The following is a 23,643-nucleotide window of genomic DNA, read 5'->3' as shown; positions in this document are numbered from 1 at the left end:
GCACGTCCCGTACCTTCGGAAGAGGTGCCCGTCACTAGCCAGTCCCATGCTGGTGAGCCACTGCGATGCGCGGGACGGGGGTCCGCTGGCTCCCTGCCGCAACCGCGATCTCGCCGAGGCGCCCGCTTGGTGCATCGACTGCCACGAGCGCGCCGTCACCGCCCCGGCCCGCGCGGACCACGCCTGCGAGGACGGCCGCGCCCCCGCCATGCAGCGGGACAAAGGCGGCTCGACGTCGGCGACGACAGGGCCGGTGCTTCCGACCTGCGACCTGTACACGCCGTCGTGGTGCGCTGGGACCCGCCATGTCGTACCCCTGTTGGGCCGCAGTCGCGCGGGCCTCGACGTCGACCTGACGGGCGAGAACCAGTTCACCGACGTGCGGATACACATGACTGCCTGGTGACTCTGCAACGCCCTTTGCACGTAGCCAACGTGCTGCTCCAGCCGACATCACGCCTGGTGCCGACTCTGCTGGCTGGGTCACAGGGCTTCTCGCTGTACCACCACTGTGTCGGGCGGCCGATCCTGACTCCACAGCACGGGCACGCGCATCGCCATCCGCGAACGTGGGACCAAGGCACGGGTAGCGCATCCCGGCTACTCTCTTCGCCGACCAAAGCGCCGAGCAGCGGCGGGTGCCCGGCACGGTGCTGCGTACGACGGTCCGGGTACGCCCTGCTGCTGCGTAACGGAAGACCGCTACTCGGCCAACAGCAATCAGCCCTGCAAGCACGCGCTTGCAGAGTTGCGGTCGATACCTTGGCGGACCCGAGTGCGGCTTGACAGACCCGTTCACTCAGTAAACAGGTCGAATGTTCACTCAGTGAACATTCTTGCTGTTCACTCAGTAAACGGATCTGGGCCTCGCCCGCGGAGCGCCCTGTCACTCGGCCGTGAAAGCCGCGGTCCTGTTCATCGAGCGAACAGGACCGGGTGTTCGCTGGATGAACAATCTTGCTGTTCGCTCGGTGAACGCTTTGGGCCTGACCTGAGGAACGCTCTGGTACCCGTTCGCGTGAGCTTGCGGTAGCGCGCTTGCTGACTGCCACCACGGCTCGAACGGCCTCTGCACGCCCCCAGGGGGAAGTGTGCAGCCTCATCGTCCTGAGGGCTGGCCAGCGGTGGCCTTGGCCATCGCTCGCCCTGGTCATCGAGGCGCCCGGCGGGAACGCGAAACGGGACGGGACACCGGTCGCCCGGTACGGCGCGGCGTGGCAGTGTCGGTGTCGGGCATGGCGGAGGCGTCGGCGGGCAGGTTGGCCATCCGGCGCAGGCGCCAGATAAGGACGTCGCTGAGGGAGTCGGCGGTGTCCAGTTCGCGGTGTTCGGCGGCTTCGGCCAGCAGCGAGGTTACGTCGTGGCCGGTGGTTTCGGCGTCGGTGAGGGTGGCGGCGAGCGCGTGCCAGCCCGGTTCGTTGAAGATCTGCTCGGCCAGCTCGGGTAGCGCCTGGCGCAGGTGGGTCGCCTGTCGGTGCAGCAGCGGCTGGGCGAGGCGTCTCCCGCGGTGGTGCAGGACTGCCATGGGGTGGGCGGCTGCGGCCCGGTAGGCGGCGCGCAGGTGCTCGGCGGCCTGCTGGGCGGCGGTGGCCTGCTGCGCGTGGTTCTTGCGGCTGTGCCAGTGGGCGGCGGCGGTGACCAGGAAGAAGGCCATGTCGATGAGCATGGCGGTGGTTGCGCCGTCTTCCCCGCGGCCCAGCGCGGGCCCGCCGTGGATGAGGTCGCGGGCTGCTTGGCGCAGCGCGCGGTCGTGGCCGCGCTCGGCCCGCACGTGGGAGCGGGAGGCCCGCTCGAACGCCCATGCCGCCTCGGTTAGTTGTGTGCGGGTGTGGGCGGCGGAGGTCTTGGCGAGCGCGTCCAGGACCTCCCCGGCCGCCGCGATGTGGGCGGCGGCCTGGCCGTCGTCGCCGTGGTCGATGGACAGGATCGCCTGCCAGGCGACGCCAGCCGCGTGGCGCCGCGCGTATGCGGGACCGCTCACCGCCGAGGTGCGGTCCGCAGCGGTAGCGGTGCCCGCCTCGATCTGGGCGGGCCAGCGTTCACGGATCCGGGGCAAGGACAGGTCAGGGGCGAGTGTGGAACCTGCGAAGTAGACCGGTTCGTTGTTCTCGTTGCGGTCATCGACCAGGGCCACGGTGTAGCCCAGGAGGTCACCGGAGGGCGCGGCGCGCTTACGGATGAGCAGGCCGGCGGCGGCCAGCCGGTCGAAGAACTCCTCCTCACTCTGCGCGCCGGCCACGGCGCGCCGGACCGTCTCACGCAGTTCCTCCCGGGCGGTCCGCTGTCGGCCCTGCCGCTCGGCCTTATGGCGCTCGGCACTGGTGGGGCGTTTGGCGGCAGTGCCATCTCCCGCATTGACCCGCACCAAGCCCATCTCCGCCTCGATGATGCGGCATTCCGTCTGGGCGCGTTTGCCGGAGCGGAAGTCGTCGGGGCGGCTGCCGTCCTCGCACACGAGGGTGGCCACGATGTGGATGTGGTCATCTGCATGCCGTACGGCTGCCCAGCGGCAGCCGGGCTCGCCGTCGCCGGGATCGATGCCGGTGGCGGCGACAACCCGGCGGGCGATGTCCCCCCACTCGTCGTCGGTCAGGATGCGGTCGTCGGGAGCGGCACGCACCGAGGTGTGCCAGACGTGTTTGGCGGGCCGGGCGTGCGCGGACAGGGCTTCGACGGGCTGGTCGAGCAGGAGGGCCAGATCCTTGATGGCTGCGTCGAAGCTGGTGGTGCGGCCGGGATCGGGGGCCATTCCGTCGAAGGAGGCTACGAGGTGCGGGTCGGTGTGCTCCTCGGCGCGGCCGGGACTGTACAGGTAGTGGAGCAGGCCGGCGGTGCGGTCGCCGGAGCGGTTGATGCTGGGAATCATGCCGGGTTCTGCTCGCGGGCGATGAGCCGGGAGGCGGCCTCGTGGACGCGGTCGGCCGCCGTACGGACGGCGGTAATGGCTGCCTCGATCTGGGGTGCTTCGGAGCCGGAGTTGAGGGCTTTGACGGCCTGGTTGAGGTTGCTGCCCGCCCAGCCGAGGCGGCGGCGGGAGTCGAAGAGTGCGGTGATCACTTCGCGGTCGTCGGCGATCTCGGCGGCGGTGCGATCACGATCGCGGGCAGCGCGCAGTGCGGAGCGGGCAAGGAACCCGGCGACGGACAGGTTGGCCTGGGCGGCGGCGGACTTGATCAGATCGAACTCTTCGTCGTTGAAGCGTGCGTTGGGCTGGTGCAGACGCTTGGTCTCGCGCGGCTGGCGCGGACGCTGACGAGCACGCGGTACGGCGGACGTGCGGCGACGGCGGCTGCTGGCTTCGGTATTCCCCTCTGGCTTCGGTCCGCCCCCGGTCGAAGCCTTTCGGACCTGCGCCCCCTGGTGCCGGCCCGCTCCCGCTCCCTCCGGGGCGGGGTCGGCGGAAGCTACGCTTCCGCCCCAACTTGCTCCCCGCGACGCTGGGTTGTTCTCCGATGGGCTGGGGGTGTGGGGGTGGGGTTCGTTCTGGTGTGTCATCGAGTGGGGTTCCTCGTGGTGCGGGTGTGGTGCTGGATGTGGGCGGCGGGTTTGACCGTGGCGGCAGCTCTGTCCAGGACGCGGACGGGGGGCTGAGGTGTGCTCTGCACGTGCCACTGCACCCTCCGGGGCCACGACGGCGGCGTGCAGGAGTCGGTGATGGACCAAGGCCCCGGCTCAGGCGCTCGCCTCAGTCATGGTCAGGGGTGAGGTATGGGAGTGGCGGGAGCGGGTGCCGGGCCCTTTGGGGCCGAGTGGAGACCTGGCCTCGGGCCGGGCTACCGCACGACGGGAGGATAGGGCGCTTCACCTGGCGCTATAACCTATTCATCCGCATATGGGGCAGGCTTCGAAGTGTCGGTCCAGGGCTCTGGCCATGCGGGACTTCAGGTCAAGGGCGTTGGCCGCGCTCGTCTTGGCGGCCTTGGTTCGCGCGCTGCGCTGGGAGTGGTTGCGCAGGTAGGTGATGTCCCGCTCATAGCCGCTCTTGATGCGCGCGAAGCGCTCGCAGGTCTTCATCGGGTTCTCCTTGTGTCGCGGGGTAGGTGGGCGAGTGCCGGGTCCGCGTACAGGGCGGCCTGGAGGTCGCTGAACAGTTCGTTGCTGACGGAGATGTTGGCGTTGCGCAGGTGCGGTCGGATGGCCCGGCGGGTCATCCGGCCCTCGGCGAGGGCGGCTTGGCGTGCGACCGCGACCTTCGCCTCCCAGGGGGCCTCGTCCTGGTCCGTGGGCTTGGTCCGCTGGTCCGCTGCCGGGGCGCCATGGCTCCGGGCCCCTTGTGGTCCGCCCGGCGAGCCGTCCTCGTCCTGGTCCGCAGGTTGGTCCGTGACCTGGTCCACTCCGCGGTCCGGGTGGTCCGGTGCGGTGTTGGTCCGCTGGTCCGCGGGGGCGGCGTCGGTCGGCTGGGTCCGCGGTCCGGTGGTCATGGTCCGCGGTCTGCGGGTACTCGCGGTCCGGCATCCGGTCCGCCGGGGCGCCCTGGTCCGCGCTCACTGGAGCAGGCTCTTCGGCCGGTCCGTGTGCGTGGCCTGCCCGCTCGTGGTCCGCCGGACCATGCGGTCCGGAGGCCGGACCTGCGTCGTTGCTAGTGCACCGCCCGCTGCGGGCCTCATGAGGACCATCGGCAAACTGTTGGTCCGCGGCGGGCAGACCACGGTCCGCGTTCTGGTCCGCACCCCGGGCCCGACGGTCTGGGGTGGTGTTGGTCCGCTGGTCCGCACGGGCGCGGACGCCCCGGTGGTCAGTGGTCCGCGAGGGGCTGCGGACCGCAGTGCTGCTGTGGTCCGCGCGGTGCGGGGCAGACCCTCGGGCTGGTCCGTGCTCGCCGTGCGAGGCGTCTGCGGGACTGGCCTGTTGGTCGGGCGCGGCGGACGAGTGATCCGTGGTCCGCGGGTTGAGGCCCGCAGCGCCCCTCCTGCGCGTGCTCTTGAAACGCTGTGTGGTCCGGATGTGCCGGGTCGGCCTTGTCTCTGGCTGGTCCGCTTGGGGCGCGCCGCCGGGGTGGTGGCGGGTGATGAGGATGTACAGGTGGACGGCGCCGGCGAGGGCGAGTGGGGCGAGGGTGGAGAGGATGGCGACGACGGTGTCGCTCAGGCGCAGGCCGGGGTGGGTGGTCTGCTGGTTGAGGCGGAGGGCGTGCAGGGCGTTGGCCCAGATGCTGGCGGCGGTGGCGGTGGCGAAGAGCACCCAGACGTAGAGCCGGGCGCGCAGCGGGGCTTGGGAGAGGACGAGCAGGGCGCGTACGCCGTAGGCGATGAAGCCGTCGATCACGAGGGGGAAGAGGTAGGTGAGGTGGCCGCGGATGTGGATGGCCACGGCCATCTGCTGCAGGGCGTCGTAACTCAGGGCGCACCCGGCCAGGCCCAGGACCACGATGGCCAGACGGTCCCACAGGCCGATGGGCGCGACGGAGGGATGTGCAGTGGCGGGGTGGATCATGCAGCCTTTCCGAGCGAGGCGATCAGGGCATGGGACTGCAGGTCGCGACCTTCTGTCGCCGTGTGCTCCTCGTCCGCGCGGGGCTCGCGCAGGGTGCCGTCGGGTTCCTCGACAAGGCCCCAGCACAGGTCACGCTCGTCGGTGACGCGGGCGGCTTCGCGCATGAGGTCGCGGGTCCAGTCGGGGTCGGCGTTCAGGCGGTGGGCCACGCGCTGCGGGCTCCAGCCACGCAGGAACAGGTGGTGGATGATCGTGCTGCGCTCCGCGCTGCTCAGGGGCACGTCGCGGCCCTGGAGAGTGGCGCGTATGCGGTCGTAGTCCAGGCGCTCACCGCGCTTGCCGGACCACTGCCGGCGCTCCTTGTCGGACAGGCCGCCCCACAGGCCGAAGGTGATCTGGTGGTCGATGGCGTAGGTGAAGCAGTCCTTCTTCACCGGGCAGGTGGCGCAGAGTCGTTTCGCTTCGGCGATGGCCTTGCGGTCGCGGAGGGTGTGGAAGAACAGCTTGTCGGCGCGGGCGGGGTCCATGCCGTGGCAGGCGGCCCGTGGATGCCAGCTGTGGTCGCCGGTTCCCCGCAAGGCGGGTGCGGGGGAGTCGTTGGTGGTCTGGTAGCGCAAGGAAGTCTCCGAGATCGCCTCACAGGAGGGCGGGCGGGCAGGGCACCATCGCGGTGGCGGCGAAGTGCGGCGAGACAGGGCAGGGCGTGGTGGACGAGGGCCGCACGGCGGGAACGGTGACCCCTGGAGGAAGGTCAGCGGCGCTGGTAGCGGCGATCAGGCCCGGTGAATTCGATGGCGGTGCACATGCCGGACAGGCGGGACAGGACGCGGTCGCCGACCTTGTCGCGCAGGACCGCCTGCCGCGCGGGCACTTGGTCGGTGCGCAGGGGCGGCATGTTGCTGCTGAAGAGCGTGGGCAGCCGGTTCTGGCAGCGCCAGTTGACCAGCCGGAAGGTGATCTCCTCGGTCCACTCGCTGGGCTTGGCCGCGCCGAAGTCGTCGAGCAGCAGCACCGGGATCCGCATCAGCCGCCGCAGCAGGACCTCGGGGTCCACTCCGGGGCGCGGGCGCAGGGCGGCGTAGAGGTCGGCGGCGGTGGTGGCGTGCCAGGCCACCCCGCATCCGGCGGCGGTCAGCGCGCGGATCGCCCCGTATGCCTGGTGGGTCTTGCCGGTGCCGGTGGCCCCCCACAGCAGCAGGCTGGGCCCGTGCGTGACCTGACGCCGTCCAGCAGTGCCGTAGTGCGGGTTGACGCCCTCAACATTCGGGGCTGCGGCGTTGGCGGAGATGGCGCGGACCCAGGCGGTGACGTCGGGGTGCTCGGGCAGGGCGGCGCGGTAGTCGACCGGGATCCGCGCCTGCGCGGCCTGAAGCGCCGGGATCGGCTCCGGGGTCTCCGGCAGCGGGCGCTTCAGGTCCAGGCCGCGCTGGGCGAGCCTGGTCTCCAGGCGCTCCCGCAGCCGGTCGGGGATCGCGGGCTGGGGGTCGGCGTAGCGGGCGCGGGTCACAGGCGGCCTCCGAACGTCGTCGGTCCGGGGGCGGGGTTGAGGTAGGGCGTGTAGGGGCTGGCGGTGTGGGCCCAGGGCCCCGCGCCGGAGGCGGACGACAGCCCGTCGGTCGGCTGCGGTGGTGCGTTGACCAGCTCGTTCACCAGGCTCGGCAGGACGCTGGGGTTGAGGCCCTTGGCCCGCAGCCGCTCGAGGGCGGCGCGGATGTCGTCGGCCTCGAACCGCTCGTCGAGCAGCGCGTTGATCTTCCGGCCCAGATGGCCCAGGAAGTCCTCCGGCGGGCGCCGCCGGCAGTCCCGGACGTACTCGGCCACCAGTTGCTTGGCCGAAACTCCCGGGCAGGCGTCGGGCGCGGGCGCCTCGCGCCCCGTAAGGAAAGATCCAGGATCCAAGATCCTAGATCCAGACGAGGAAGCCTCGTCGAGGTTTCCTCGAGGACTCACCGAACCCTCGATGAAATCGCTCTGACCTGCGGAAACGATGGGGCGGTGGGAAGGAGGTCCGGGGGCGTTGCGCGTACGGGCAGCCACGGGCTGAGCTGGGACAGGCGGGGGCGCAGACGGGCCGGACGTGTCGCCGATACCGGCCTCCGGGGGCCGGGCGAGGGCTTCACGAGCCTTCGACGAGTCCTCGCCGAGGGCTCGTCGAGCAGTCACCGAGACCGCCTGGACCATGAACGGCGTGGTGGTGTCGGGGCAGGAGGCGGCGCCGCATCCACCGCATTTGTGGCCCGCCTGGTGCTGTGGGCACCGCGGCAGCCGGGAGGCGGAGGGACGGTCGATCTTCTGGTGCCGCTCCCAGGTGACGATGTGCAGCCAGTTGCGCCCGTCGCAGCCGGTGTAGCGGCAGATCAGCCCGGCGGCGGCCAGCTCCTCCAGGTCCTGCGCGACATGCGTGGCGGAGTGCTCGGGACGCAGAGCCCACAGCCGCCCGGCGATGATCGCGGGGTGATCGCGGTGCCGGCCGGAGTCGTCGGCCTGGGTCAGCAGCCCGAAGAAGGTCCGCTCCGCGGTGACGCTCACCGAGGCCAGGTCCTCCGACTCGAACGCCTCCGGCTTGATCGTGCGGATCCGCGCCATCAGACCCCACCCCCGCTACGACGCCGGAGCGGTTCCCTCTCGACCGGCACACGGTCACCGGCGGGGGACAGGGGCAGGGGGCAGCCAGCCGCGCCAACCGGGTCGTCCGGCCTTTTGCGCAGGGCAGCGCGCATGCAACACTCTCCTCTGAAGTGATGCCGCTTCCGGGGCTATGGGAATACAGCCCGGTGCGGTGATGGTGGGTAAATCTCCGGCCTTTGCACGGGCGGGAGTTTCATCTGGCGGTCGGCGTCTGAGGGGTGCCTCCCGCAGGCGCCGCCGCTGTTTCCCGGGTTACCCGGCCCGGCCGGCCCGCATGAAGTTCACGCCGCTCCTTCTCGTCTCAGCCGCCGGGCGAGGTGCCCGGTGGGGGGACGACGAACATATGCGCACACCGCGACAAGATCCAGACTCTATTCACGGCCGCGGTACAAGTCGCACGGGGAGGGTGCTCACCAGTGCGCTTACGGTGGCAGAACGCAGAGCATGGCGCGGGCAGCGTCGGAATGCTTGTGTGCATCGCAACGATGATCTGCACCGCGCCCCCTGAGTCGCTGCCGCATCCTGTTGAACCTGCTGGTCAGAGGATTTAAGCCACAGTCCCTCCAGGCCGTCAACGGCGATCAATTGCCCGGTTTGAGGGGATGTGTTTCGGCTGGCGTTCAACCTCCTTGGGATGCCTGCCGTGCCGCAACTCGTGGGCCACGCATGGGGGATGAGCGTGCTTGGTGGGTGCTCGTGGAATTCGTCTCCATGGTCTAGACCGCGATCGTCGGCCCGTAATGGAAACCGGCAAATATTTGCCGGTTTCTTGAGAAGGTCTCGTTCCATGGGGCGAGATGCCCGATTCGCCGAGAGGGAAGGCTGCTCTCGCATGCTCAATTTCGATCATGAACGGAGGGAGTGCTTTCAGGCGGCGTGTGGGCGATGCCACACAGCCTTCAAAGTGTGCGGGGCGATTGCGTATGGTCATGCCGGGAGCGAGGGGAGGCGACTATTTCGTTTCGCCTCTATGCCGCTGCGGCTGGCTCCTGGAACGAAGCAGATGCGGAGGACATTGTGGCCGTACGCCGACCGACCGCCATCAACGAAGACGCCACAGGAGAGGGAAACGCCGTAGTGGAAAGGGTGTCGCAGTACTCCGTCGACAGCGACGCGCGTGGCGGCGACGCGAGCGTCACGAAAGGGGAGGGTGGGCATCTCGCCGGTCAATTCATGGGGCTGGGTGGCATGCTCAGGCACTGAGCCTTTTCCAACCTCATCCCTGTACTGCTCATCGGCCTGCTGACGACTGAACCGATCTGTAGCGAGGTCGTGACCAGCAGATCCGCAGTCTGTCCCGGCGGCCGAGACGCTTCGCCGAGCATGGTCAGCGGCGCTGACAGCCGGGTTAGCAGGGGCTCAGCCCTCCGGCAGCTCCCATGAGGCGAACCAGTGGGGGAACGGTCCGGCGGAGGGCGGGAAGGCGAACTGCGAGGTGCGGTCGGTGAGCAGGCGCAGCACGAACTCGCCGGTGCCGCAGTCGAAGCGCTGCCACTCACCGTCCAGGTACTGCACCATGACCGGCCAGTCGTCGGGATCGGCCGGTCCGGTCAGCCAGTGGAAGGTCAGCTCCTGCTCGGAGGTCGCCCATATGAGCACGCCGCCGGGCGCGGGGTGGACCGGGTATGGCCGGTACAGGTCGGCGTACCGCTCCATGTCCTGGCCCCAGGAGACGAGGTCCGTGCCCGGCGCACCCGGCACCAGCAGGTCCAGGTACTTGTCGAAGCTGCCCGCGCCGAAGGCGTCGACGATGTCCTTGTAGTCACCGGGCAGCGCGGTGCCCAGCGCGGCTTCCGTCGCGGCCCAGTCGACGCCGCACCGATCGGGCTCCGTCCGCCCGGTGGCCTGCCGCAGCAACGCCACCCACCCGGCCCCGGGCGGGCGGGTGAACGCGCGCCGGGCGAGGATCACGACGCGGCGCGGGCCGTCGGCGGTGGCCGTCACGCCGTATCCGAACCAGTGCTCGGCCAGCACCCACCCGCGCAGCTCCAGCAGCCCGCCCTCCCCGCCGATGGGGAGCCCGCCCTGCCCGCCCACCGGCGGACCGTCGGGCACCCCTGCTGCCCTGCCCCCGACGACCCAGGCACGTACCGGCCGGCCCGCCCCGTCAACCACGTCCGCAGCGACGCGCTCCAACTCGGCCAGATCCTCCGCGTCACTGGGCACACAGACATGCCCTGCCCCATGAACGGGCAGCGGGCAGTGCAATTCGGGCGCACGCCAGGCGTCGTTCAGACGGGCGCGCAGAGCTGAGGCATCCACGCGGCCAAGTGAACAGCACGGCACAGACATTGAGCCTTCTCAACCTGCATCAGCAGTACGCCGTTGGGCTGACAACAGGATGAAGCTCCTGGTAGGCGGGTTTTCGACCAAGATCACCAGTCTGTCAGGAGCTTCCGCGTGCTTGTCTCCCCGTCCGCCATCGACCTGTCCAGCCGCTCTCTGCAGCACCTGTCCCCTCTCCTCGCAGGCCACCGTCGACAGATCGGCTCCCGCTGGCGTCGCCCGACGTGTGGCCGGCAGGCCGTGCCCGTCCTGGCCCACCTGCGATGCGGCGACACCTACACCCGCCTCGCAGCAGGTTTCCGCGCCGGAATCGCGACGGTCCACCGGTACATACGCGAGGCCGTGGACGTCCTGGCCGCTCTCGCGCCCACGCGGGAACAGGCCATAGCGACGGTGCGGAAGAAGGCATACGTGATCCTCGACGGCACCGTACTGCCGATCGACCGCATCGCCGCCTACCGCCCCTACCACTCGGGGAAGAAGAATCACCACGGGATGAACGTGCAGGTCCTCGCGGATCCAGCCGGCCGCCTGGTCCGGGCCCCGGGCGCGCTACCCGCAGCCGTGCACGATCTGACCGCGGCCCGGACCCACGGCACACCCGCCGCTCTCGCCGCTGACCACGTCAAATGCTGGGCCGACAGGGCGCATCAGGGCGCAGGCCCTGCTGTCCGCGTCCCGTTCCGGGGCAAAAACCTGCGCGGCCGGCGTCGTCGTCACAACCGCGATCACGCCAAGATTCGTAGCCGCGGCGAACGCGCTACAGCCACCCTCAAATGTTGGCGCCTCCTGAGGAAGCTCCGCTGCAGCACCACCCGGATCACCGCCGTCGTCCGTGCCGTCGTCGCACTCGAACTCGCCGCCTGATCACGATGGAAAAGGCTCAGTACGTTCGAAGGTCCTACACCTTGTTCTCGTCGCGTCGAAGAAGAGTACGCAAAGGCATGACGGCCGTCGTCACGGGCGGGCCCCGGGGGATCGAGCGGGCGGTTGTTCAAGGACCGTGCCGTTCTGCGTGGTGTCGCCGAGGGATCGCGGTCGGCAGCCCTGGCGTTCAGGTGTTCGGCAGTACGCGATGCCGGGGATGGTCCAGCCAGAGGACTTGTTCGTCGGGAGTGACGGTGATGCCGAACCGGGCACGTTCAGGTTGCCCCCAGGACACCCACCGCAGATGAGCGTGGGACACCTGTGCCCATAGGTTGCGTTCGCCCCACCAGGTGACTGTGTAGGTGTTGCGTCCGGCGGAGTAGTCGACCGCGGCCCATGCCCCGTCGGGAGTGTCGGCTTCGGACAGCAGCAGTGATACGTCGCCGTCGGGGTCGGCGATCACTGTCTGGGTGATACCGGGTGAGTGTGCTGCGATGGTGAGTGCCGCTCCGTCGGGGGCGTTGATGATCGTGCGGGGGTCGAGGGTCGTTTGCTCGGTGTGGGCGTTGTCCGTGTGGTGGGGTGTCCAGCCGATGGTTCGCTGTTGTGATCGCAGCATCATGAAGGATGCCGTGCGTTCGAAGCGGCCGATGGCCTGGCCGTCGCCGTCGACGACGAGACGGGCGAGCATTCCGTGGCCGTAGGTGGGGCGCCAGGGCAGGACGATGACGCCGCCGGGACGGGTGTCGCGCACCCACGCGTACGGGACGTGCTCTACCGCGCAGGTGGCGTGCACACGGTCGAACGGTGCGTTCGGCTCGTAGCCGTCCGTCCCGTCGGCGACGATCAGGTGGGGCGCGTATCCGGCGCGTGTGACGGACTCGGCGGCGCGGGCGGCGATGTCCTCGTCGACCTCGACCGATGTCACGTGCTGCGAGCCGAGGCGCGCGGACAGCAGTGCTGCTGTCCAGCCGCTTCCTGTGCCGATTTCCAGGACTCTGTGCCCGTCGAGCACGTCGAGTGCTTGGAGCATCGGAAAGACGATGGCTGGTGAGGAGCAGCTCGATGTGGGTGTTCCTTTGCCGGTGCGGAGGTCGCCGGTGCCGGCGTCGAGCTGGGTCACGATGGAGGCGTTGGAGTAGACGGCGCGCAGCCACCCGGGTGCGTCGTGGTTGCGGTCGATGGGGTAGCCGGGGCCTGTTCCGTCTGGGACCGCCCATGCCACATCGGGGATGAAGTGGTGTCGCGGTACGGCGTTGTAGTACTGGTGCCATGAGGGCGTGAGGCTGCCGGTTGCGGTGAGGTGGGAGGCGAGGGCGGTGGCGTGGTCTTCGCTCATGCGGGGGCCTTTACGGTGAGCTCGTCGGCCAGGGCTGCGGCTACGGGGATGCCGGTTTCTCCGGCGAGCCAGTCCCATTCGCCGGTCTGGTTCGTTTCGAGGAACACCCATTCCCCGTCGGGCCGGTGGATGAGGTCGACGGCGCCGAAGACGAGCCCGAGTTCGTGGTGCAGCGCGACGAGCTTGTCGGCGATGGTTTGGGGGAGCGTGATGACGCGGTAGGCCAGGTGGTCGTAGTCCGATCGCCAGTCGTTGCGCCCGCGAGAGGTACTCGCGTCGATGGCGACGGTGAAGACCTTCTGTCCCACGACGATGGCCCGTGCTTCGTGATCTTTGGGTACCTGCCGCTGGAGCAGATGGGCGGTGTGGCCCAGGCTCGGGTCGAGGAGTGAGTCGAGGTCTTGGACTGCGTTGGTGTAGATCACGCGTACGGTGCCGCCGTCGGCGTGCCAGATGCCCGAGAGCGGCTTGTAGATGATCGGACCGTCTTGTTGCTTGGCCCACTGGTAGGCGTGATCGGGCTCGGATGTGATCAGGGTGTCGGGGACGGTCAGGCCGACGCGGGTTGCGGTGGCGAGTTGCAGGGGCTTGTACTCGGCTTGGGCGGCGGCGACCCGGTCGTTGACCCACCGGGCGGAGTCCAGTGCGCCGAGGACGCCGCCGAAACCGCGCCGGGCCTCGCCGTAGGCGAAGGTCTGCTCGGCGCGGTTCATGCCGTCGGGTAACCGGAACTGGGTAGGGCGACGGTAGTAGACGGCGCTGATGGAGGCCAGGTCGACGACGGGGCTGCTGTCGGCTCGGCTGTTGAGGGCGCCCGTCCACGGCGCGCCGGTGGTGATCTCGGCAGACATGCTCAGGCGCGTGGGAAATTCGGCCGGGTCCAGGCGCACGAGCGGTACGCCGCGGATGGCGAGTTCGGCGGCGACGCGGCCGGCGGTGATGTCGGTCTTGTCGGTGAGGATGAGAACGGTGCTCTTCATCTTCGGCCGCCCTCAGTCGGTCTGGGTCTCTTCGGTGTGCGGTCCTTTGCCGTCGGGGGTGTCGCCGGTGGTCGTCTTGCTTCCCCCTTCATGCTTGCCGCAGGACGGGCGGGGGATCTCAGCGAACCGCAGTCCCCACGGGCGGGCCGAAGAAGGCGCGTCGGCGATCGCGGTCAGGATGTGGCCCATGGGATTGAGCGGGAACAGGTCCCCGGTCCGTTCGAACAGGCCGCGAGACTCGCCGTCGGGGGAGTGGGTGACGAGGTCGACGTCGGCTACGCGGGGGTTGGTCAGCGGTGTGGACACTGCGGTCTCCTCATTCCGTCTGGGTAGCGCCGGTCTCCTACGGGGTCCGGGCCTGGAGTGGGGTGCGTTATCGGGTGGGGCGAGGTGCTTGCCGAGTCCGCTTGCTTCTCTCCACGACAGCACGCGGAGCTGGCGATTGACGATGCCCGTGCCAGGCTGGCCGTACGGCGACGTGCGGCTCCTGTGACGTTGGGCCGCCTCTGGCCTGAGGCCGGGCCGGGACCGTCCCGGCCTCAGGCGTCGCACCGTGCCCGAGCTCGTGCGGAACAGGTGGCGCGGTCCCGGGTGTGGAGCCTCGGACCCTCTCCACCGGTTGTCCGGTCCCCCACGGGCCGGTGGAGAGGGGCGCGGGCCGGTTGCTCACCGCCAGTGCGAGCGGTGGAGCAACCGGGGCGTCCTGGTGTCGGACCTGAAGCCGACGGACGCCACTTCCTTCCCGCCTCTCCAACGTGTCCGCGAACGGGGGGCCGTGCGGCATGGCCGGAGGCTCGGGGGAGCAGGGAAGGAAGCCCGGCTGGGGCCGCCCGGGGCCGCGGTTGGTCACGTCGCGGCGCCGGGCGGCGCTGGCGGGCGCGGCTCCTCAGGCGGAGGGTGAAGCGCGCTGTTCAGGCAGACCCTTGAGAAGGGCGGCGATGTCGGCGGCGTCCGGGCTGCTCTGCGGGTAGAGGTTGAGGGCGGCGGTGTAGCACGTGCGGGCCTCGTCGATGCGGCCTGCCTTCTGGGCGAGGCGTCCGCGCGCCTTCAGTACGCGGGCCTGCCCCGGGGGGTGTCCGGCGCGCTCGAAGTAGGTGTGCGCTTCGTCAAGGAGACCAAGGGTCCTGGGCAGACGATCGAGGTGTGCGTGAGCCTCGGCGAGGACGAGGCAGGCCCGGCCGGCGTTGATGGGGTCGTTCACGTCTCGCAGATCGGTGTGGGCGGGGCCGACGCGGTCGATCGCTTTCTGCGGCCTCCCATCGTCGAGGTGGATCTGGCCCTGGACGATGCGGGTCAGGGCTGCGCCCCGGCGGTCCCCGGAATCCTCGCGCCACACGCGAGCGTCGTACAGGTACTGCACAGCGGCCTCCCGCAGTCCCAGTTCACGGGAGCAGACCCCCAGCTCGTGGTTGGCCTGGGCCCGGCCTCGCAGGTCGCCGTCCTCCAGGGCGAGGACCGAAGCACGCTCGGCCCACGCGAACGCCACTTGGACGCGGCGCAGCCCGCGCAGCGCGATGGCGCCGGTGGTCAGCATCTCCCGGAGCGCCACACGGTTCCCGCACGCTTCCGCGGCCTGCACTCCCAGGCTGTGCAGCTCCCAGGAAAGCTCCAGCGGGCGCAGGTGGTGGAAGGCGGGCCAGGCTGCGTGCACGAGCTGCCACGCCATCTCGTGCCAGTCTCGTCGGCGCGCTTCCCGGGCCATCAGTTTCACGTCGGGCAGGTGGGCTTCGACCCACAGCAGAGCGGCAGCGGGGTTGTCGTCGGCGAAGGCGTAGGCCGGGACCTGGTGGTGGAGGTCGCGGTCGAGCTGGCGATGGTGGGGGGTCAGGATCCGCTCCGCACGCGTGAAGGTCGCCAGCAGCCAGGACCCTGCACGGCGTACCGCGTCGTCGACGACATCCACGCTGTCCTCGGTCCGCGCGTGCTGGTGGGCGTGCTCGCGGCCCGCTTCGGTGAAGCGGTAGGCCACTTCCCGGCCGGGCTGCGGCCCCAGGCGCTTCAACAGGTGGGCGTCGTCGAGCTGCCGGAGGATTGCCGCCGCGTCCTCGTGGGAGACGCTGCACGCGTTGGCGGTGGCGTCGGCGTCGAGGGCGCTGAGCGGGACCACGCTTAGCAATCGGTAGGCCCGGCGTGTGGTGTCGTCGGGTAAGCCGGTGTAGCGGCGCTCAAGGACGGACATGCGGGCGCGGGTCCTTTCGGAGGTCGCGGGATGGGCCAGATTGCGGGGAGCGGGGGTCATCCACCGGTTTCGCGGTGTGCCGCCTCATCAGGGCGGGCGGTTTGAGGAACGACGACAGGAACCACCAGCTCACGCGCCCTCCTGCTCCTGGTGCAGAGTGCGGGCATCGGGGTACACCCGCCGCACCCACCCGTCCGGGTCCTTGAGTTCTCGGCTGGTGGGAAAGAGCCGCAGGTCGCTCCAGACCTCGTTGAACGCCTCGACGCCCAGGCGGTTGATGATGCCGCTCACCCAGAGGAGACCGACCTGGTAGGGGTTCCCCGACGGCGCGGGGTGCGCTGGCGCGGTGGCGGGGTCCTGCATGCGCTCGTAGTACTGCTGCATCTGGGCCAGGAACTCGGGTGTCTCCCGGCCCGTGGGGCCCGCTTCCACGATGTGGCCGAGCAGGCGGGTGGTGACCTGGTGATCGGTCCACTCGGAATGACCGTGCAGCACCGGCCCCACCGCCACGTCCGCGAGGTCGCGCAGGTCGGGCCGACTGGTGCTGTAGGCGAGCAACGCCTCACCACCGCTTGCCCAGTGCTGGCCCACGTGAGCGAGCTCGTGCGCGAGCCCCTTGGCGATCAACGCCTCCCCGCCACCTATGTGGTGGATGGCCTCAGGAACGATGAAGATCTCCGGCCTGCCGGACACCCTGGTGACCGTGGCGGCAGGTCCCCCCATCCAGGACAGCCGCAGCTGCTCCTCCTCGGTCTCCAGCCGGGCGCGCAGGGCGCTGACTTCCTCGACGGGCATGTCGAGCTGCCGCTCATCGCGGACGAACGCCCGCCGCCGCGCCTCCATCACGTTGGCGATGAGCTGTTCGTGACCGACCACGCGGATCACCGGACGATCGCCGAGCGGCAGCCTGGTCACCTCCGCCACGAGCGGCAGGACCTTCTCCGACAGCGGCTCGATCAGCCCGACGATTTCGGGATGCAGCTCTGTCTCGTAGCGAATGTCGCAGGTGCTCACGTGTGTCGTGCCTCTCCATCGGTAGGTGTGTGCGGGTGAGGAAGGGGAGCGTCGCGCGCCGGGACCTCGGGTGATCGGCCGGAGTAGGCAACGACGGCTAGGGCCCGGGTGGCATGGGCGAGTTTCTGGAGGTAGTCGTATGCCTGGTCGACTTTCGGGGCTACCGGGCGCCGTTCGATGAGCGCGTACGCCTCTGTGATCATGGTCGTGACCATGGCCTTGGGCTCCGGCTCCCAGGACCTCACCGCGTCCTGGCAGGGGACCAGGAGACCGGCCAGGTCAGCCAGGAGCATGTCGATCAGCTTCGGCGTCGGGGTGGGCTCGGGGTCCCTGAAGGTGAACAGGATGTCGTCCCCGCTCGGCGGCGGGAGCGCGGTCAAGGCGTCGTCCACGTTGCGGCGCAGGGACGCGAAGTCCAGAGGGTCGCCTGCCCGCCACTGCTTGCTGGGCTGCTCGGGGTCGGTCATGGTGTTCTGCTTTCACGAGTCAGGTCCAGCAGGGCCTGAGCGCAGCGGGCGAGGATGAGGGTGTGCTGCCACAGCTCGTAGTGACTCCTCGGGGCATCCCGGAGCGCAGGCCGAAGGAGGGCCTGGGCATGCTGGTGTGCTGGATGGGCGGCCGAGACGGCGGGCAGCAGCGCCTGCATGCCGGCGACGAGCGCGGCCACCTGCGCAGCGAGGGTCTCCACGGGCGGCATCGCCACGCCGGGCTGGAACACTGCGGCGATCGTCTTCCGGATCGCATCCACCGGAAGCCGCACCAGAGTCATTGCACCGCCCCTTCACCGAGAAGGGGCAGGTAGGCGAGGAACACGCGACGCTCGTGGAGGAAGGTCAGGACGCGCTCGTACGCGGCATCGTCCGCGGTCACGGCGGTACGGCCCACCGTGAGCAAGCCGCTGGCGTGCCCCGCGCCGGCGTACCGGCAGGCCGCGGCGAAGGCTTTCCGGCGTTCGACGGGCATGGCCGGGTCGGAGTCGGAGAAGGAGGTCCGCGCGACATCCCAGCCAGCCTCATGTGCGGCGAAATGCCTCAGTCGTGCCAGCACATCGTGCCGCTCACCGCCGTGCGCTCCCGCCACGTACGGAACGACGGTCACGCGGCGGTCGGTGTCGGCGTGCTCCTGAAGCATCTGCTTCAGGAAGTCGGTCCTTCGGCCGGCGAGCCGGGCAGTCCGGTTCCCGGGGATGCGGGGTGCTTCCTCGTACGGATACATGCCGCACAGGAAGGGACTGGCGAGATCCATGTCGCCTCACACCGCCTTCAGTTCGGCGGCCAGCAGTGCTTCGTGTGGCGGCGGTGTCGGCTGGAAGCGGTCGAGGAAGTCCCGCAGAGGAGCCGTGGGCACGAGCCGACTGGCCGTCAGGGGACGCAGCCAGTACGAGCCGGGCGGCTCCAGCTGGTCCAGGGGCGGCAGCGTGATCTCATGCGGCCGTCCGAGGCAGATGGCGTACCGGTGCGGCGCCCATCGCGTGCTGGAGCCGGGCGGCACGAGCCAGTGGAACCGCCCGTGCGCGGGATCGTCTATCACGGGCCCGCAGCCGTCGACCTGCTGCTCGTCCAGAAGCCGGACGACAGCCCGCGCCGCATCCCCGTTGGCCGTTGTCACGATGTCGAAGAACTGCCCGCCCAGTGGCAGACACATTGGCCGACCGTTGATCAAGTCCATGAGGCTGCGGACGCGGGCCGCGAGATCCTGCATGTCCGTGTCCACCACTGAGCGCGGGGCCATCCCCTGCGCAGTCTCGAAGGCAGGGGGCCCAGCGGAAGGAACTGCTCGTACTGATCCCATTGCGCGCTGGGGCAGCGTGGCGGTCATGCCAGCACCTCCATGGTGACGGTCACGGTCCAGTCCCTCCGGCTCGGTGTCCCAAGCTCGCGACTGGGGCAGCCGGGCGTTGCTCACTGCTTGGCGCGTCAAACCCGGCCTGAGGGCAGGTGACTAGTCAACGAGCGCCGAGGCGGACGCGACAGGAAAGGTTCCAGGCTTCCGTTGCCCGCCACCCGGAAGACTTTGCTGTCTCATTACCTTGTCTCTGGTGGCGCCGTAGATGTGGCGATACGTTCGGTGCATGGGAGCGAACGTCGTCCTTCAGGCCCGCCTCCAACAACTCGGCCTGAGTCAGGACCAGTTGGCCGATCGCTGCAATGACGCGTTGCTGGCGATCACTGGCCGTCCGGGGAATATGTCCTCGCGCACGGTCCGCAATCTGCTTGACGGGTCAAGCCAACGCCCAATCGGGCGTACTTGCGTCGCACTGGAGCGTGTGTTCGGCTGCCCTGTGACGGATTTGGGGCTAAGTGCACCCCACTCCTTGCAGGAGGACCCTATGAGGCGTCGTGCTTTCATGCTTTCGACCACTGGCACCGCAGCCGCAACCGTTCCCGTGCTCAGACGCAGAGGAACAGTGGGTATGTCGGATGTCGACCGCGCTGCTGCCGACATGGAAACACTCGTGGAGGTCGATGACCGCCAGGGCGGGAACGCTTCCCTGGCGATACGCGCCCTCAGCGCCCGCAAGAAGGTGCTGGACCTTCAACAACGGAACGCTAGCGAAAGGGTACGGCGCGCTCTATACGCGCTGGCCGCCGAGTACACCAACCTCGCAGCATTTTCGTACATCGACCTGCGTGACCTAGACGCAGCGCAAAGGTACTTGAACGAGGCAGGGACCTTTTCCGGGCTTTCTCAGGATCCGTTCGCAGGGATACATTTCTGGATCAATATTGGGTTGCTCTCCTCCCAGCGGAAGAACTGGGCAGAGCATCGTGCGTCAGCTCACGCAGCGGTGGCCACCAAAGCCGCCCGCAACGACCCTTTTTTCAGCTCCCTGGCACGCGCACGTCTTGCGCTGTCCCACGCCGCACTAGGGGATCGCAGAGCTGCCAAGAAGGCGCTCGGGTCGGCCCAAGACGCCCTCTCGAAAGCAACTCAGGACGCTCGGCCCCGCTGGACTTCCTTTTATGGGCCGGCTGAGCTCAACCACATCTCGGCGATCACTTGCTTCCGCATCGGTGAGCATGCCGCCGCGGAAGCCATGGCGCACCGGGCCCTGGCCAAGATCCCGCGCGAGTTCCAACGCAACCGAGCCCTGGCAACGTGCCAGCTTGCGAGCGCCCAACTGCGACAAGGGGAACCAGAGCAGGCTACGCAGACTGCGGTCGCCGTGTTCTCGATCATGAATGGCGCGCCTCTGCCTCAACGGATACGCACCCTGGTTGGAGACTTCCACCGAGACCTGCTCAGGATTGCCCCCTCCACGACGTGCACCCGCGAATGGGTAGAACGAATGAGAGACGAATGGAGCCGAGTATGACCAAGGTGATTGACGTGCGACACTACCACGGTGGAAGCCTCCCTGAGGGTTTCAAGAAAATGCTGATCGATGTGCACGCAGATTCCTATAGTGACGTCATACATGAAGAGTTCAACCAGCGGTTCCCCTGGTTCGTCGACCATTGGTCGGACAGAAAAGACTTCACTTGTGTAGTCGCCTTCGACGGAGCCGAACCGACCGGCTTCGCCTACGGCGCTCCACTGGCCCCAGGACGTGAATGGTGGCGTGATACCGACTTCGAACCGAACAACGGCCACACAGGCACATTCGCAGTCTCGGAAGTGATGGTGCGCCCACCGTGGCGCAAGCTGGGAATAGCACACCAACTACACGAAGAACTACTGAAGGAGCGAAACGAGGATCTCTCCGTCCTGCTGGTCGACGTCACCCACCCGAAGGTCCAGAATCTGTACGAGACATGGGGCTACGAAAAAGTAGGCGAACGACGCCCGTTCGCTGACTCCCCGTTGTATGCAGTGATGGTGAAGGGGCTGGGGTGAATTGCATGGGCGTCGTCGACCACGAATGGATCGCCGATCTACAGCGCGACGGGCGGTACACGCGCCTGCTCCAGCTCCTCGAACGCAAGGCGTGGCAGAGGCGCCTTGCTCAGCGTATGCATCAGCTCATCGCCCAGCGCCGAGCCGATGGCGACGTGCGCTGACTGCAACGACGCAGGAACGATCACGGTGGGCGGCGTCACGGTCCAGTGCCCGGCCGGGTGTGAGGTCGGGTCGGTGGACGGTCCAGCGGACCGTCAGGAGGACCAGGGGAACGGCCAGCATTGAGGCCCCGCGGACAAGGCTTCACTGCGTGGCGCGGACCAGCAGGGTGCCGACTGGCTGGCCGTCGGGGGCAGGCAGGACGCGGGCGTCGATGTCGGTGAAGCCGTGCCGTTTCAGGATGTCGGCCCAGGTCGGCGGGCTGTACTGCCAGCGCAGCACGATCAGTTCGCGTTCGCGGCCCTCCAGCCACTTGCCGCGCATGGGCTGAGGCCCGTAGGCGCCGCCGGTCGGCTCGGCGTGGGAGAAGGCCAGGACGCCACCGGGTGCCAGACGGCGGGCGATCAGGGGCAGAAGCAGGTCGGGGTCGATGAACCAACAGGCCCCCCACACGCTGTAGACCGCATCGAACTCCGCGGTGGTGGAGGCCAGGTACTCCACGGCGTCGGCGTGTACGAACTCCAGCCGTGCGGTGTCCTGCCACCAGGTGCGGGCGCGCGCCACCTGGACGGCGGACAGGTCCACCCCGGTCACGTGCACCCCCTGGCGAGCGAGGTACGCGGCCTCGGCGCCCTCCGCGGGCCCCAGGTCCAGGGCACGCTGGGGCAGGGGGGCGCCGAGGAATTCGGCACCGGGGCCGTGGCCGGGGTACTGCGTCCACTCGAACACCGTGGCCTGCGGCCGTGCGGCGGGCCCGTCTCCGCGGTTCGGTTTGTAGGTGTCCCAGTACTCGGCAGGGGTCTGTGGCGCAAGGGGCACGGAACTCCTCGGGAGGGCGGTGAGGCCGGTGGAGTTGGCCACCGTACCGGGGCACCCGCCCGAGCACCCGCCGAAGACGCGACTCGGTCAGATGGGCATGTGCAGGAGCCCGCAAGCGCTCGCTGCGCTTGCGGGCCCGTTCGGCTGGTGCCGGTTTCAGTGGCAGTTCTCGCCCGGCCGGCACGGGCCGCACTTGCCGTAGTCGGCCTCCCAGAGCTTCCAGTCGACCGCGAAGCCGTTGTCGGCGATGATCTGTGCGGTGCGCTCGACGGAGCCGTCGTACTTGAAGGCGATCTCGGGGATGTGTTCCAGGAACTTTCCGTCGAAGTGCTGGTGGCAGAAGTCCCGGTAGTTTTTCGTGTCCAGGATGAAGACGTGCACCGCGATGTCGACGGTGCGGCCGCAGCACATCTCCAGGCCCTGGCCCCACTTCTCGATGGCGGTGATCAGGTAGGAGACGGCGGCACCGAACAGCCGGGTCGCCATGACCTCGTCGAACGGGTAGTCGCGCATGAGGAGCTGGATCTCGCGGTTCCATACTTCCGGTGTCACGAAGGCCCGTGGGTCACGGACCTGAGTCTCGACTGCTGTCGCCATGCTGTCCTCCGTGGTGTCTCGCCCCGCTCCACAGCGGGCTTCACACCCCAGGGAACGGCTCGGCAGGGCGCTGTGGTGATCGGCTGTCAGGCTGTGCAAACCGTGTGCACGCCCTGCACACGCCGTATACGCATCACTCGCCGCCGCATACCGTGGGTAGGCAGTTCTGCCGGGAACTGGCGAGCGGGAGGCCGAATGCGCGCCGATCAGTTCTGGAACTCAGGCACAGTGCATTCCCTCATCGCCGACCTCGACCCGGGCGGCCTCATCCGCATCGGACGGCAGGGGCTCGGGTGGCGCCAAGCGGACCTCGGAGCCCGCATCGGCTGTTCGGCATCCACGGTCTCGCGCCTGGAGCAGTGCGGAAGACACGCTGACCTGACCCTGCTGCGACACGCCGCCAAAGAGGTGGGCGTGCCGACAAATGTCTTAGTGGCGTCTCTCGGGCTGACCGGCCCCCAGAGGTCTAAAGTGGCGCCGGAATGGCCACACTGTGCCGAGGAGGATCGGATGCGCCGCCGCACGCTGCTCGCCGTCGCTGGCCTCGCGGCCCCGGCCGCGCTTCTGACGGGTGTGGAGGACGCCTTCGCGAGCATGCCCGATCCCACCGGCTCCCCGGTGCCGCTGGATCGCCGTCTCGCGCAGGCCCGCGTCCTCTTCGACGGCGGTAAGAACACTGAGCTGCTGAAGCGCATGCCAAGCTTGTTGGCCGATGCTCACCATGCCACCCGATCCCGCGAGGAGGCCGCACTCGCCCGCCTCTCGGCGACGTACAGCCTGGCGAGTCAGGTCCTCACGAAGCTCGGCCACTACGAGCAGTCCCGGCTGGCCGCGGATCGCGCGACGCTGTACGCCGAGTGGTCGAACTCGCCGATCGTGGCCGCAGCGGCGGCCCGGGAGATGAGCATCGTGCTCCGCCATCTGGACCAGCCCGCCGCAGCCGAGCGCCACATTCACGACGCGGTCTCCGCGATCGAGGCCACCGGGCTGACGACGGACGCGCAGGCCGCGGCCTACGCGCAAATGCTCTGCACCACCTCCTACACCGCGGCGCGCGCGGGCGACCGCGATCAGGCTGCCTCGATGATCCGGGAAGCGCGGCGAGCCGCTCGCGACCTGCCCTCTCTGGCGCCCGCGGGCCGCTTGTTCCCCATCACCCCGGCATCCGTTCGCCTGTACACCGTGGGCGTGCACTGGGCTCTCGCCGACCCCGGCGCCGCGATGGAGGCCGGCCGAGGGCTGCACGCCGGACAGTTCACGACGGCTGAGCGCCAGTGCCGCGTCCACACCGACCTCGGCCGCGTCCAGTGGATGGCGGGGAAGCCGGAGCAGGCGGCGCGCTCCTTCCTCGCCGCGGCCCGCATCTCCGTGGGCGAAATTCGAGACCGCCCGTCGATCAGGAAGACCGTCGCCGAGATCCACCGTCGGCACCCGCGGGTGACGGGCGTACGAGAGCTGGCGACCGTCGCCGGGATCGCTGCCTGACCTCGTCTGCGACAACG

At 69.2% G+C, this 23,643-nt stretch carries 25 protein-coding genes and 1 pseudogene; 6 read left to right on the top strand and 20 right to left on the bottom strand.

Features of this window, described 5'->3' with window-relative positions:
* Positions 1 to 52 precede the first annotated feature (52 nt).
* The gene (locus tag GPA10_RS07195; RefSeq protein ID WP_157164749.1) at positions 53 to 406 is read left to right on the top strand and encodes a hypothetical protein; all 354 of its coding nucleotides are present in this window, start codon (positions 53 to 55) and stop codon (positions 404 to 406) included.
* Between the two features lie 744 nt (positions 407 to 1,150).
* Here the strand turns inward: GPA10_RS07195 and GPA10_RS07190 are convergent.
* From GPA10_RS07190 to GPA10_RS07155, 9 genes and pseudogenes are all read right to left on the bottom strand, one after another.
* The gene (locus tag GPA10_RS07190) at positions 1,151 to 2,866 is read right to left on the bottom strand and encodes a relaxase family protein (RefSeq protein ID WP_157164748.1); all 1,716 of its coding nucleotides are present in this window, start codon (positions 2,864 to 2,866) and stop codon (positions 1,151 to 1,153) included.
* Positions 2,863 to 3,495, bottom strand: a complete 633-nt coding sequence (locus GPA10_RS43975; RefSeq protein WP_425505682.1) for a plasmid mobilization protein — start codon at positions 3,493 to 3,495, stop codon at positions 2,863 to 2,865. The genes GPA10_RS07190 and GPA10_RS43975 overlap by 4 nt, the downstream gene beginning before the upstream one ends.
* Positions 3,496 to 3,822: 327 nt before the next feature.
* A complete protein-coding gene (locus tag GPA10_RS07180; protein ID WP_058848582.1) occupies positions 3,823 to 4,014 on the bottom strand; it encodes a hypothetical protein in 192 nt (63 codons plus the stop codon).
* On the bottom strand, positions 4,011 to 4,421 hold the full coding sequence (locus tag GPA10_RS42235; protein WP_246258955.1) for a hypothetical protein: 411 nt from the start codon (positions 4,419 to 4,421) through the stop codon (positions 4,011 to 4,013). Before GPA10_RS42235 ends, GPA10_RS07180 begins: the two co-directional genes overlap by 4 nt.
* 661 nt (positions 4,422 to 5,082) lie before the next feature.
* Positions 5,083 to 5,316: pseudogene (locus tag GPA10_RS43970) on the bottom strand (DUF2637 domain-containing protein); the annotation flags it as partial.
* A gap of 113 nt (positions 5,317 to 5,429) precedes the next feature.
* Complete coding sequence (locus tag GPA10_RS07170) at positions 5,430 to 6,050, bottom strand: WhiB family transcriptional regulator (protein ID WP_079086435.1); 621 nt, start codon at positions 6,048 to 6,050, stop codon at positions 5,430 to 5,432.
* A gap of 134 nt (positions 6,051 to 6,184) precedes the next feature.
* Positions 6,185 to 6,940, bottom strand: coding sequence for an ATP-binding protein (locus tag GPA10_RS07165; protein WP_058848584.1), 756 nt, complete (start codon positions 6,938 to 6,940; stop codon positions 6,185 to 6,187).
* Positions 6,937 to 8,019, bottom strand: a complete 1,083-nt coding sequence (locus tag GPA10_RS42225) for a hypothetical protein (protein WP_246258885.1) — start codon at positions 8,017 to 8,019, stop codon at positions 6,937 to 6,939. Before GPA10_RS42225 ends, GPA10_RS07165 begins: the two co-directional genes overlap by 4 nt.
* Positions 8,020 to 9,420: 1,401 nt before the next feature.
* Complete coding sequence (locus GPA10_RS07155; RefSeq protein WP_157164747.1) at positions 9,421 to 10,323, bottom strand: hypothetical protein; 903 nt, start codon at positions 10,321 to 10,323, stop codon at positions 9,421 to 9,423.
* Between the two features lie 138 nt (positions 10,324 to 10,461).
* Between GPA10_RS07155 and GPA10_RS07150 the strand changes: the two genes are divergently transcribed.
* The gene (locus tag GPA10_RS07150) at positions 10,462 to 11,214 is read left to right on the top strand and encodes a transposase family protein (protein WP_343040472.1); all 753 of its coding nucleotides are present in this window, start codon (positions 10,462 to 10,464) and stop codon (positions 11,212 to 11,214) included.
* Between the two features lie 187 nt (positions 11,215 to 11,401).
* Here the strand turns inward: GPA10_RS07150 and GPA10_RS07145 are convergent, their stop codons facing one another.
* The 9 genes from GPA10_RS07145 to GPA10_RS07105 all read right to left on the bottom strand — a co-directional run bounded on the left by GPA10_RS07145 (position 11,402) and on the right by GPA10_RS07105 (position 18,370).
* Positions 11,402 to 12,553, bottom strand: a complete 1,152-nt coding sequence (locus tag GPA10_RS07145) for a methyltransferase domain-containing protein (protein ID WP_157164746.1) — start codon at positions 12,551 to 12,553, stop codon at positions 11,402 to 11,404.
* Positions 12,550 to 13,533 carry an ATP-grasp ribosomal peptide maturase gene (gene tgmB / locus GPA10_RS07140; protein WP_058848589.1) on the bottom strand — a complete coding sequence of 328 codons (984 nt, stop codon included), beginning with the start codon at positions 13,531 to 13,533 and terminating at the stop codon, positions 12,550 to 12,552. The genes GPA10_RS07145 and tgmB overlap by 4 nt, the downstream gene beginning before the upstream one ends.
* Positions 13,534 to 13,545: 12 nt before the next feature.
* A complete protein-coding gene (locus GPA10_RS07135) occupies positions 13,546 to 13,839 on the bottom strand; it encodes a hypothetical protein (RefSeq protein WP_058848590.1) in 294 nt (97 codons plus the stop codon).
* 580 nt (positions 13,840 to 14,419) lie between these two features.
* Entirely contained in the window at positions 14,420 to 15,712 is a 1,293-nt protein-coding gene (locus tag GPA10_RS07130; protein ID WP_157164745.1) for a tetratricopeptide repeat protein, read from the bottom strand.
* A gap of 129 nt (positions 15,713 to 15,841) precedes the next feature.
* A complete protein-coding gene (locus GPA10_RS07125) occupies positions 15,842 to 16,726 on the bottom strand; it encodes a hypothetical protein (RefSeq protein ID WP_157164744.1) in 885 nt (294 codons plus the stop codon).
* Positions 16,723 to 17,193, bottom strand: a complete 471-nt coding sequence (locus tag GPA10_RS07120; protein ID WP_058851063.1) for a hypothetical protein — start codon at positions 17,191 to 17,193, stop codon at positions 16,723 to 16,725. Before GPA10_RS07120 ends, GPA10_RS07125 begins: the two co-directional genes overlap by 4 nt.
* The gene (locus GPA10_RS07115; protein ID WP_058851062.1) at positions 17,190 to 17,495 is read right to left on the bottom strand and encodes a hypothetical protein; all 306 of its coding nucleotides are present in this window, start codon (positions 17,493 to 17,495) and stop codon (positions 17,190 to 17,192) included. Before GPA10_RS07115 ends, GPA10_RS07120 begins: the two co-directional genes overlap by 4 nt.
* A complete protein-coding gene (locus GPA10_RS07110) occupies positions 17,492 to 17,971 on the bottom strand; it encodes a hypothetical protein (RefSeq protein ID WP_058851061.1) in 480 nt (159 codons plus the stop codon). The genes GPA10_RS07115 and GPA10_RS07110 overlap by 4 nt, the downstream gene beginning before the upstream one ends.
* A 6-nt stretch (positions 17,972 to 17,977) precedes the next feature.
* Entirely contained in the window at positions 17,978 to 18,370 is a 393-nt protein-coding gene (locus GPA10_RS07105) for a hypothetical protein (RefSeq protein ID WP_246258884.1), read from the bottom strand.
* 406 nt (positions 18,371 to 18,776) lie between these two features.
* On the opposite strand from GPA10_RS07105, the gene GPA10_RS07100 reads away from it, so the two are divergent.
* The 3 genes from GPA10_RS07100 to GPA10_RS07090 are packed head-to-tail and all read left to right on the top strand — an operon-like array spanning position 18,777 to position 20,727.
* Positions 18,777 to 20,042, top strand: a complete 1,266-nt coding sequence (locus tag GPA10_RS07100; RefSeq protein ID WP_484600343.1) for an NsdA family TPR-like regulatory protein — start codon at positions 18,777 to 18,779, stop codon at positions 20,040 to 20,042.
* A complete protein-coding gene (locus GPA10_RS07095) occupies positions 20,039 to 20,563 on the top strand; it encodes a GNAT family N-acetyltransferase (RefSeq protein WP_157164743.1) in 525 nt (174 codons plus the stop codon). The genes GPA10_RS07100 and GPA10_RS07095 overlap by 4 nt, the downstream gene beginning before the upstream one ends.
* 5 nt (positions 20,564 to 20,568) lie before the next feature.
* The gene (locus tag GPA10_RS07090; protein WP_157164742.1) at positions 20,569 to 20,727 is read left to right on the top strand and encodes a hypothetical protein; all 159 of its coding nucleotides are present in this window, start codon (positions 20,569 to 20,571) and stop codon (positions 20,725 to 20,727) included.
* 142 nt (positions 20,728 to 20,869) lie between these two features.
* On the opposite strand, the gene GPA10_RS07085 is transcribed toward GPA10_RS07090, so the two are convergent.
* Entirely contained in the window at positions 20,870 to 21,544 is a 675-nt protein-coding gene (locus GPA10_RS07085; RefSeq protein ID WP_343040470.1) for a class I SAM-dependent methyltransferase, read from the bottom strand.
* Between the two features lie 156 nt (positions 21,545 to 21,700).
* Positions 21,701 to 22,141, bottom strand: coding sequence for a glycine-rich domain-containing protein (locus tag GPA10_RS07080; protein ID WP_058851058.1), 441 nt, complete (start codon positions 22,139 to 22,141; stop codon positions 21,701 to 21,703).
* 195 nt (positions 22,142 to 22,336) lie between these two features.
* Here GPA10_RS07080 and GPA10_RS07075 point away from each other — a divergent pair, with 195 nt between their 5' ends.
* Positions 22,337 to 23,626 carry a helix-turn-helix domain-containing protein gene (locus GPA10_RS07075; RefSeq protein WP_058851057.1) on the top strand — a complete coding sequence of 430 codons (1,290 nt, stop codon included), beginning with the start codon at positions 22,337 to 22,339 and terminating at the stop codon, positions 23,624 to 23,626.
* The last annotated feature ends 17 nt before the right edge of the window (positions 23,627 to 23,643 follow it).

The organism is Streptomyces typhae (genome assembly GCF_009755605.1).
In the GTDB taxonomy this organism is placed as follows: domain Bacteria; phylum Actinomycetota; class Actinomycetes; order Streptomycetales; family Streptomycetaceae; genus Streptomyces; species Streptomyces typhae.
The sequence above is the reverse complement of the archived record's forward strand: the minus strand, read 5'-3'. Positions and strand labels throughout refer to the sequence as shown.

Bases quoted from the DNA above. Each gene is read 5' to 3' on its own strand.
- GPA10_RS07190 (WP_157164748.1), bottom strand. From the start codon at position 2,866: ATGATTCCCAGCATCAACCGCTCCGGCGACCGCACCGCCGGCCTGCTC.
- GPA10_RS43975 (WP_425505682.1), bottom strand. From the start codon at position 3,495: ATGACACACCAGAACGAACCCCACCCCCACACCCCCAGCCCATCGGAG.
- GPA10_RS07180 (WP_058848582.1), bottom strand. From the start codon at position 4,014: ATGAAGACCTGCGAGCGCTTCGCGCGCATCAAGAGCGGCTATGAGCGG.
- GPA10_RS42235 (WP_246258955.1), bottom strand. From the start codon at position 4,421: ATGACCACCGGACCGCGGACCCAGCCGACCGACGCCGCCCCCGCGGAC.
- GPA10_RS42225 (WP_246258885.1), bottom strand. From the start codon at position 8,019: ATGGCGCGGATCCGCACGATCAAGCCGGAGGCGTTCGAGTCGGAGGAC.
- GPA10_RS07145 (WP_157164746.1), bottom strand. From the start codon at position 12,553: ATGAGCGAAGACCACGCCACCGCCCTCGCCTCCCACCTCACCGCAACC.
- tgmB (WP_058848589.1), bottom strand. From the start codon at position 13,533: ATGAAGAGCACCGTTCTCATCCTCACCGACAAGACCGACATCACCGCC.
- GPA10_RS07130 (WP_157164745.1), bottom strand. From the start codon at position 15,712: ATGTCCGTCCTTGAGCGCCGCTACACCGGCTTACCCGACGACACCACA.
- GPA10_RS07120 (WP_058851063.1), bottom strand. From the start codon at position 17,193: ATGACCGACCCCGAGCAGCCCAGCAAGCAGTGGCGGGCAGGCGACCCT.
- GPA10_RS07115 (WP_058851062.1), bottom strand. From the start codon at position 17,495: ATGACTCTGGTGCGGCTTCCGGTGGATGCGATCCGGAAGACGATCGCC.
- GPA10_RS07110 (WP_058851061.1), bottom strand. From the start codon at position 17,971: ATGGATCTCGCCAGTCCCTTCCTGTGCGGCATGTATCCGTACGAGGAA.
- GPA10_RS07105 (WP_246258884.1), bottom strand. From the start codon at position 18,370: ATGTGTCTGCCACTGGGCGGGCAGTTCTTCGACATCGTGACAACGGCC.
- GPA10_RS07100 (WP_484600343.1), top strand. From the start codon at position 18,777: ATGTGGCGATACGTTCGGTGCATGGGAGCGAACGTCGTCCTTCAGGCC.
- GPA10_RS07095 (WP_157164743.1), top strand. From the start codon at position 20,039: ATGACCAAGGTGATTGACGTGCGACACTACCACGGTGGAAGCCTCCCT.
- GPA10_RS07090 (WP_157164742.1), top strand. From the start codon at position 20,569: ATGGGCGTCGTCGACCACGAATGGATCGCCGATCTACAGCGCGACGGG.
- GPA10_RS07080 (WP_058851058.1), bottom strand. From the start codon at position 22,141: ATGGCGACAGCAGTCGAGACTCAGGTCCGTGACCCACGGGCCTTCGTG.
- GPA10_RS07075 (WP_058851057.1), top strand. From the start codon at position 22,337: ATGCGCGCCGATCAGTTCTGGAACTCAGGCACAGTGCATTCCCTCATC.